The sequence below is a fragment of the Leisingera sp. genome, assembly GCF_034669605.1.
Classification (GTDB): Bacteria; Pseudomonadota; Alphaproteobacteria; order Rhodobacterales; family Rhodobacteraceae; genus Leisingera.
Window position 1 is genome coordinate 1 of sequence record NZ_JAXMOX010000189.1, and the last position, 9,025, is coordinate 9,025.

Below are 9,025 nucleotides of genomic sequence, written 5' to 3' on the forward strand. Positions count from 1 at the left end.
GTTGATTTCGACCCGCTCAATGGCGCCAGGGGCTGCGCGCTGGCCGCTGGAAATCTGCGCGCCCTCAAAGGCCGGGCCGGTGGGGGACGAACAGGCCAGAACCTTTTCCTTGTTGCCGAGCAGGATGTCCGCATTGGTGCCGACGTCAACAACCAGCACCAGATCTTCGGATTTGTCAGGTGCCTCGGACAGGGCGACCGCAGCAGCATCGGCACCGACGTGTCCGGCGATGCAGGGCAACAGATAGACGCGGGCAGCCGGGTGGATGTTCAGGTCCAGTTCCGCCGCACGCAGGGCCAGCGCGTTGGAGGTTGCCAGTGCAAATGGTGCCTGGCCCAGCTCGAACGGGTCGATTCCAAGAAACAGGTGGTGCATTACCGGGTTGCAGACAAAGACCGCATCCACGATCAGTGTCTTGTCGATTTCAGCCTCAGTCGCGATCTGGGTGAACAGGGCGTTCATGCCTTCGCGCACGGCGCGGGTCATTTCCTGATCGCCGCCCTTGTTCATCATCGAATAAGAGACCCGGCTCATCAGGTCTTCGCCAAAACGGATTTGAGGGTTCATAATGCCGGAGGAGGCGACCACCTCGCCGGTCTTCAGATCGCACAGATGCGCGGCGATGGTGGTGGAGCCAAGGTCGACCGCCAGGCCATAAACAGTGCCTTCGTAGAACCCGGGCCAGATATGCATGATTTTGGGCGGGTGGCTTTCGTCACCCAGATGCACGGCCACTGTGACCTTCCAGCCGCCTCTGCGCAGGGCGGGCTGCAGCGTATGCAGGATATGCAGATCGGTCTTGACGCCCTTGAGGCCCCATTGGGCATCCAGCGCCTCGATCAGCCGTTCCATGTCGCCCGTGGGCTTGTGCATGTCGGGTTCTTCCACCTCGACATAGAACAAGCGGGTGGAGGGGTTCATAGTGATGTCGCGCGCCTCGGCGCGTTTGCGCACCACCTGGCGGTGGACCTGGCTTTCCGGCGGCACGTCGATGACGATGTCGCCCTGGACGGTGGCCTGGCAGCCCAGACGGCGGCCGTCGATCAGGCCGCGCTTGTCCTTGTAACGCTGTTCAACCTTGTTCCATTCGCTGAGCGCGCCTTCCTCGGCGGTCACGCCATGCTTGGAAAACTCGCCATAGGAGGGGGTGATCTGGCATTTCGAGCAGATCCCGCGGCCGCCGCAGACCGAGTCGAGGTCGACCCCAAGCTGCCGGGCGGCAGTGAGGATCGGCGTGCCCGCGGGGAAACGCCCGCGCTTGCCGGATGGGGTAAACACAACGAGGGGTTCGTCAGTCATGCCTGTAGCCTTCTCATTCCGCAATTTAGGCGGAGCATATGGGCTTTTGCGGCAGACGAAAGGCAAGGGGCGGCATTTTCCCGTCTGCTGGCGCCATTTTTCCAAATTTGATGACTTTGGGATGCGGTTTTTCGGCAGGCCGGCGGTCAGGGAACGGCTTCTGCCTCAACCTCTTCCAGCCACGCCAGAACCTCTGCCCGGTCCCCATCCAGCTGCGGGGCCGGGGCGCGGGTTTCAGGGTCTTCCAGTCCGCTCATCTTTATTGGATTTCCAGCTGACAAATTTGCAGATTTGCCGTTTCTGCCTAGAATCTGGACGACCATATTGCGGGCCAGGATCTGCGGATCCAGCATTACCTGATCCACTGTCTGGATCGGCCCTGTCGGAATGCCGGCCCCGGTCAGAACCCCGATCCAGTGGTCTTTGCTGTTCCCTAAGGTTATCGCTTCGATCAAGCGTTTCAGAAGGCGCGCATTTTCGCATCGCGCCGGATTGCTGGCAAAACGCGGGTCCCTGGCCAGTGGAAGCCGCAGCGCGTCGCAGAGCCGGACAAACAGCGCGTCATTGCCAGCGGCAATCACAAACAGCCCGTCTGATGCGTGGAAGGTTTCAAACGGGGTGATCGACGGGTGCCGGGCGCCTGAGGGCTGGGGGGCTTTGCCGGTGACCGATGTGATGGCGATGGCGTGTTCCAGCAGCGCCAGCTGGCTGTCCAGCATGGCGACATCGATAAACCGGCCCTCGCCGGATTTCGCTACGTCCAGAAGTGCTGCCAGAATACCGTGCCCAAGGAACATGCCGGCAACGATATCGCCGATCGAGGCACCGACGCGCACCGGGTCGCGGTCTTTTTCACCGGTGATCGACATCACCCCGCCGCGGGCCTGGACCACCATGTCATAGGCCGGTTTCTGAGCATCGGGACCGGAGTGGCCAAAGCCGGACACAGCGCCATAGATCAGCCGCGGGTATCTGGTGTGCAGATCCTCCCAGCCATAGCCCAGCCGCTGCATCACGCCGGGACGGAAGTTTTCGAGCAGCACGTCGGCCTGCGCCAGCAGCCGCTCAAAGACGGTGCGATCGTCCGGTGTCTTCAGGTCGAGCGCGATGCTTTTCTTACCGTGGTTGATGGTGGCAAAATATGCGCTTTCGCCATCCTTAAATGGTGGAAATGCCCGCGTGTCGTCGCCTGATCCGGGGCGTTCGACCTTGATGACCCTGGCACCGAGATCCGACAGGATCATTGAGCAGTAAGGACCGGCCAGAACATGGGTGAGGTCCAGAACAGTGACGTTTTCCAGTGGGGCGGGCATGGCAAATCCTGCATCATCTTTGCAGGTTTTCTAACACGCCATGCAGGCCAGCACGCCTTGACCCAGATCAGAACAGCACCAAAGAGATTGCTGCACTGCAGGAATTCTTGCCCGCGCCTCTTTCCCCCCGGTTGGTTCTGTGCCATAGGGTCACCGCCAAACGGGGTTATGCATGAGGATGACCAATGCAGATTCGTGAGGCTCTCACCTTTGATGATGTTCTACTGGTGCCAGGCGCGTCGAGCGTGCTGCCCAATACCGCTGACACGCGCACCCGGGTGACGCAATCGGTGTCGCTGAACATCCCGCTTCTAAGCTCGGCAATGGACACGGTGACCGAGTCACGCATGGCGATTGCCATGGCCCAGGCCGGCGGCATGGGGGTGATCCACAAAAACCTGAACGTTGAAGAGCAGGCCCGCGAAGTGCGCCGGGTCAAGCGCTTTATCTCGGGTATCGTCTATAACCCCATCACGCTGACCGCAGACCAGACCCTGGCCGACGCCAAGGCGCTGCAGGAGCGCTATCGGGTGACCGGATTCCCGGTGGTGGACGGCGCAGGGCGCGTGGTCGGTATTGTCACAAACCGAGACATGCGCTTTGCCTCAGACGACAGCACACCGGTGTCGGTGATGATGACCTCGGACAATTTGGCAATGCTGCAGGAGCCCGCCGACCTGGAAGAAGCCAAATCGCTGATGAAGGCGCGCCGGATCGAAAAACTGCTGGTCTCTGACAAGGATGGCAGGCTGACGGGCCTGCTGACCCTAAAAGACACTGAACAGGCAGTGCTGCACCCGACCGCTTGCATGGATGAGCTGGGCCGCTTGCGGGTTGCTGCCGCCAGTTCGGTTGGCGACAGCGGTTTTGAACGTTCCGAAGCGCTGATCGACGCCGGTGTCGATATCGTCGTTGTGGATACGGCCCATGGCCATTCGGCGGGCGTGATCGACGCAGTGAAGCGGATCAAGGCGCAGTATGGCGCGGTGCAGGTGATTGCCGGGAACGTCGCCACAGCCGAAGCCACCCGCGCGTTGATCGATGCGGGTGCCGATGCGGTCAAGGTCGGCATTGGTCCGGGATCGATCTGCACCACCCGCATGGTGGCCGGTGTCGGCGTGCCCCAGCTGACTGCGATCATGGATTGCGCAGAGGCTGCAGGCGATGTCCCGGTGATCGCCGACGGCGGCATCAAATTCTCGGGAGATTTTGCCAAGGCGATCGCGGCTGGTGCATCCTGTGCCATGGTCGGTTCAATGATCGCCGGCACCGATGAATCCCCGGGTGAAGTGATCCTGTATCAAGGCCGTTCATTCAAATCCTACCGGGGTATGGGCTCGATGGGCGCTATGGCACGCGGCTCGGCTGACCGGTATTTCCAGAAAGATGCCGCCAGCGACAAGCTGGTGCCCGAAGGCATTGAGGGCCAGGTCCCGTACAAAGGCGGGGCAGGTCCGGTCGTTCACCAGCTGGTCGGCGGTCTGCGCGCAGCAATGGGCTATACCGGCTGTGCGACTGTGGACGAGATGCGCAAGAACTGCAATTTTGTCCGTATCACCGGCGCCGGGCTGAAGGAAAGCCATGTGCACGATGTGCAGATCACCCGCGAAGCACCGAATTACCGGGCTGGATAAGCTGATGATGGCCGCGTCCAACCAAGGGGCAGGGGCATGACCCCCGCCGCCCGCCTGCAGGCGGCCATCGAGGTTCTAGACCAGATTCTGGAGGGCGAGCCTGCGGAGAAGGCTTTGACGTCTTGGGGCCGCCGAAGCCGGTTTGCCGGATCGAAAGACCGGGCCGCAGTGCGTGATCATGTGTTCTCTGCCCTGCGTTGCCAGCGGTCGCACGCAGCCCTTGGCGGCGCGCGCAGCGGACGGGGGCTGGTTTTGGGCGCACTGCGGGAAGCAGGGCAGGACCCGGCAGACGTCTTTAGTGGACAGGGATACGGGCCTGCACCTTTGACCGAGACGGAATGTCAGCTGACCTCTCCGCCCGCAGGGGCCGAGGCATTGGATATTCCCGATTGGCTGTGGCCTGAATTCCGCAGCAGCCTTGGGGATCAGGCAGAAGCCGCAGCTCTTGCCCTGCGCGGCCGGGCACCGGTGCATCTGCGGGTGAACATTGCCCGCGGGACACTTGCGCAAGCGCAAACCGTGCTTGCCGCAGAAGGCGTCGCCACCCGGCCGCACCCGGCCGCTGCCACGGCGCTGGAAGTGACCGAAGGTGCCCGTAAACTGCGGAATACGAAAGTGTACCAGGACGGTCTTGTTGAACTACAAGATGCGGCGAGCCAGGCTGTAACCGCGCTTTTGCCGTTGCAAGACGGAATGAAGGTGCTGGATTACTGCGCTGGCGGCGGCGGCAAGGCATTGGCCATGGCGGCGCAGGCGAAACTCCGTCTGTTTGTCCATGATGCCGATTCCAGGCGTATGAAAGATCTTCCCGAGCGCGCGGCCCGGGCGGGTGCGCAGGTGCAGCAACTGCTGACTTCGGACCTTGACCGCAGCGGGCCGTTCGACCTGGTGCTGTGCGATGCACCCTGCTCCGGTTCCGGATCCTGGCGGCGGGCACCCGAAGGCAAATGGCGGCTGACGCCTGAAAACCTGCAGTCTCTGCACCAAGTCCAAGCAGATATCTTGCGTGAAGCGGGAAGCCTGACGGCACCTGGCGGAACTTTGGCCTATGCCACCTGTTCAATGCTGAACAGCGAAAACACAGAGCAGGTTCAAAAGTTTCTGCAAGAGAACAGGGGCTGGTCTCTGGCGGCCCAGCAAAGCTGGCAGGTCCAGAACGGCACCGATGGTTTCTTCGTTGCCGTGTTGACGCGTGCGAAGGGTGGTTGTTAGGGTCTCCGCCGGGAAACATTTGTGTTTCTTAACGTGGTTTTAACCAAATCCGCCGCGTTATGGCGTCACTTTGCATTTTCCATGGAGCCGCAATGCCCGGTCGCCAAGAGACTTCCGTTCCGGAACTGCGGGTTTATGCGCCCGAGCACGCCCGGTTAGCAGCGACGCTGCTGCTGGCGCTGATGCTGATGTTCAGCCCCTGGCTGGTGCCGCTGCCCGATTGGATGGGCCGCGGCTTTTTCATGGTAGGGCTGACATTGACGGCTGTGGCGGCTCTGATGGTCATCCAAACCCGGATGCGGCTGAATGCGCGGGCGATGGCGGCCGACCTGCTGACCGGTTTTATCGAAAAAGACGCGACACCCAGCTTTGTCACAGACGATGATGGGGTGATCCATGCCTGCAACGGGGCAGCAGTGAAACGGTTCCAAGACGGCAACCGCGACACATTGGCTGGAACCTTGCGGTCGATCCTGGCCAACCCGTCGGCGGTCTTGTACCGGCTGCAAAGCCGGGCCCGTGTCGATGGTGCCGCGCGAGAGGATATCGTGACCCGCCGCGGCCAGGTGCGGCTGGCGGTGCACCAGATGAATGGCGGCAGCTTTTTATGGCGGGTTGAGGATATTCTGGATCGCGGCGGCAATGGGCGCGGTGCTGAAACGATGCCGGTTCCGATGATCACGGTGGGCCGGACCGGTGCTGTTTTGTTCATGAACGAGGCGGCCCGCAGCCTGATTGGTGAACGGGTGAAGTCCACCGACCGTTTGTTTCCTGCACTGCCGGTCATGCCCGGTCAGGTCAACACGCTCAGCACCAAGTCCGGCCCGGTCCAGGTTCTGGTCAGCGAGAAAAACCGCACTCAGGGCCGCAGCGAGCTGTTTCTGATGGAGGTGGATGAATGCAATTTCGACCCCGCCCAAGCCGGGCTGGAGGCGCTGCCGGTGCCGTTTCTCAAGGTTGCTCCCACAGGTGAAATTCTGACCAGCAACCGCATGGCCCTGCGCCTGTTGGGGGTTGAAAGCTGCGCTAATCTTAAACTTGGCCAGCTGATGGAGGGCCTCGGACGCCCGATGTCTGACTGGCTGCGCGATACAGCCGATGGGCTGGCGCCGAACAAGTCTGAATTCCTGCGCCTGTCACGATCCGACAAGGAAGTTTTTGTTCAGGTTACCCTAACCCGGGTGGTGGAAGAGGGCACCCCGATGCTGATCGCAGTGCTGAATGACGCGACCGAGCTGAAAACGCTGGAAGCGCAATTTGTGCAAAGCCAGAAGATGCAGGCAATCGGGCAGCTTGCCGGCGGTGTTGCGCATGACTTCAACAACTTGCTCACCGCGATTTCCGGCCATTGCGACCTTTTGCTGCTGCGGCATGACCAGGGCGATCAGGACTATGGAGACCTGATCCAGATCCATGAAAACGCCAACCGGGCGGCCTCGCTTGTCAGCCAGCTGCTGGCATTTTCCCGCAAGCAGACCCTGCAGCCGGAAACCCTGGATGTGAGGGAAACGCTGTCGGACCTCACGCATCTGCTGAACCGTCTGGTCGGCGAGAAGGTCACCCTGACCCTTAGCCACGATCCGGTGATGAAGGCGATCCGCGCCGATAAGCGGCAGCTGGAACAGGTACTGATGAACCTCGTGGTGAACGCGCGCGATGCGATGCCGCAGGGCGGCGAGATCCGGGTTGAGACGGAAGTTATCGCGCTTGACAAGCCGCTGGAGCGGAACCGTGCCACAGTTCCAGCGGGCGACTGGGTCACCGTGAAAGTGTCCGACGAAGGTGTCGGAATTGCTCCGGATAAGCTGCAAAAAGTTTTTGAGCCCTTTTACACCACAAAACGTACCGGCGAGGGGACCGGCCTGGGCCTGTCCACTGCCTATGGCATCCTCAAGCAGACAGGCGGCTACATCTTTGTTGACTCGGTGAAGGGCCACGGCACCCAGTTCACCTTGTTCTTCCCGGTGTACAAACAGCAAGCCGATCAGACGTCTGCTGAAAAGCCGGCTGGGTCCTCGGAGAAAGCCGCCGCCGCCCAGCATGGCGAGGGCGTGGTGCTGCTGGTTGAGGATGAGGCACCTGTGCGGGCCTTTGCGTCCCGGGCTCTCAGGATGCGGGGCTATACGGTTCTGGAAGCCGAATCCGCCGAGGACGCCCTGCGCACGCTGGAAGATCCCGGCCTGACGGTGGATGTCTTCGTCACCGATGTGGTGATGCCCGGCATGGATGGTCCCAGCTGGGTACGACAGGCGCTGAAAGAACGTCCTGACACCCGGGTGGTGTTCGTCTCCGGCTATGCCGAAGGGGCCTTTGGCGAGGCCGATCCGGATGTTCCGAATTCGGTTTTCCTGCCCAAGCCGTTTTCGCTCAACCAGTTGACCGAAACGGTTCACGAACAACTTCACTGAGGCTGGTAAACACAGGGATGGAAAAAGCCGCCGTTCCTGGCGGCCTTCTTAATGTTCAGCGGAGCGGAATCGACTCGTAAAGTTCAAATTCCGCGGCGCGTTTTCGCCGGACATGGCTCTCGGCATCCGGGCTTAATGTCAGCCTTGCCTGGGGGCTGACATTCCTGCGCTCCAGCCGAAGGTCCAAGTCCAAGCGCTGCTCCAGAAATTTCCTGAATGCGTCTTGATCCTCATAGCGGAACAGATGGTTTACTTTGCAGCCGTTAGGCTGGGATTCCAGGAACTTTGCCTGGCTGCCGACATTGGCAAAGGCGGGCGGTTTCCCCTTGCAATAGGCATGCAGGAACTCATCAAAGCTGACATCCTTGGTCGAGTTTGCCTTGCCATCCAGCGCGGGCCGTTGCCGGTACCGGTACCAACTGCCCAGCCAGCTGACCGGTTCCCGCATCACTGCGGCCACTTCCAGTTCCGCGCCGCAGACTTTTTCAAACATCGGCCGTATCCAGCGGTTGTAGCGGTAAAGCGGCGCATGCTTCAGTTCCGGCGGATCAGTGATCACAAGATCCGCCTGGCTGCGCAAAGCCGCCTGAAAGGCTGTGGTCCCGGTCTTGGGAACAGAGAGAAGCGCCAGCCGTTTCTTGAAAAATATCATCATTCCGTCAACTGCCCGGTAAAATTTCTTGCTGCGGATTAACTATAAACCAATCTTTAACATCCGCACCGTGAAGTGGGTATACCAGTTTTCTGTTGCAATGTTCTCCCTTTGATCCCATAAGGAACAAGAGGTGAACAAAGCAGTGATTGCCGCACGCCCCGGTGTGTGACACATAGAAAGGGACAAGGGACTATGGCGGATCTTTTGACCATGAAAAATAAAGTAAGCGGTGACAAGCAAAAGGCGCTCGACAGCGCGCTTGCGCAAATTGAGCGGCAGTTCGGCAAGGGCTCGATCATGAAGCTCGGCGATGGCACCGCCTTGCAGGAGATCGAGGCCAGCTCGACCGGCTCTTTAGGGCTGGACATCGCGCTGGGGATTGGCGGTCTGCCGATGGGGCGGATTGTTGAAATCTACGGGCCGGAGAGTTCCGGCAAGACAACGCTGACGCTGCATTGCATTGCGGAACAGCAGAAAAAGGGCGGTGTTTGTGCTTTTGTCGAT

Annotated in this window: 7 protein-coding genes; 4 read left to right on the plus strand and 3 right to left on the minus strand. The window is 60.6% G+C overall.

Features of this window, described 5'->3' with window-relative positions; genetic code table 11:
- Together VOI29_RS19425 and VOI29_RS19430 are read right to left on the minus strand one after the other, a co-directional pair.
- On the minus strand, positions 1-1,299 hold a 1,299-nt coding region (locus tag VOI29_RS19425), incomplete at its 3' end, for an ASKHA domain-containing protein (RefSeq protein WP_323782519.1).
- A 146-nt stretch (positions 1,300-1,445) separates the two neighbouring features.
- A complete protein-coding gene (locus VOI29_RS19430; protein ID WP_323782522.1) occupies positions 1,446-2,612 on the minus strand; it encodes a CaiB/BaiF CoA-transferase family protein in 1,167 nt (388 codons plus the stop codon).
- A 185-nt stretch (positions 2,613-2,797) separates the two neighbouring features.
- Here VOI29_RS19430 and guaB point away from each other — a divergent pair, with 185 nt between their 5' ends.
- From guaB to VOI29_RS19445, 3 genes are all read left to right on the plus strand, one after another.
- Positions 2,798-4,246, plus strand: coding sequence for an IMP dehydrogenase (guaB, locus tag VOI29_RS19435; protein WP_323782525.1), 1,449 nt, complete (start codon positions 2,798-2,800; stop codon positions 4,244-4,246).
- A gap of 36 nt (positions 4,247-4,282) precedes the next feature.
- Positions 4,283-5,458 carry an RsmB/NOP family class I SAM-dependent RNA methyltransferase gene (locus VOI29_RS19440; RefSeq protein WP_323782527.1) on the plus strand — a complete coding sequence of 392 codons (1,176 nt, stop codon included), beginning with the start codon at positions 4,283-4,285 and terminating at the stop codon, positions 5,456-5,458.
- A 92-nt stretch (positions 5,459-5,550) separates the two neighbouring features.
- On the plus strand, positions 5,551-7,866 hold the full coding sequence (locus VOI29_RS19445; RefSeq protein WP_323782529.1) for an ATP-binding protein: 2,316 nt from the start codon (positions 5,551-5,553) through the stop codon (positions 7,864-7,866).
- Positions 7,867-7,921: 55 nt separating this feature from the next.
- Here VOI29_RS19445 and VOI29_RS19450 read toward each other — a convergent pair whose 3' ends face one another.
- Positions 7,922-8,521, minus strand: coding sequence for a gamma-glutamyl kinase (locus tag VOI29_RS19450; protein ID WP_323782532.1), 600 nt, complete (start codon positions 8,519-8,521; stop codon positions 7,922-7,924).
- Positions 8,522-8,713: 192 nt separating this feature from the next.
- On the opposite strand from VOI29_RS19450, the gene VOI29_RS19455 reads away from it, so the two are divergent.
- Positions 8,714-9,025 (plus strand): ATPase domain-containing protein (locus tag VOI29_RS19455; protein WP_323782535.1); only part of this gene is annotated, 312 nt, incomplete at its 3' end.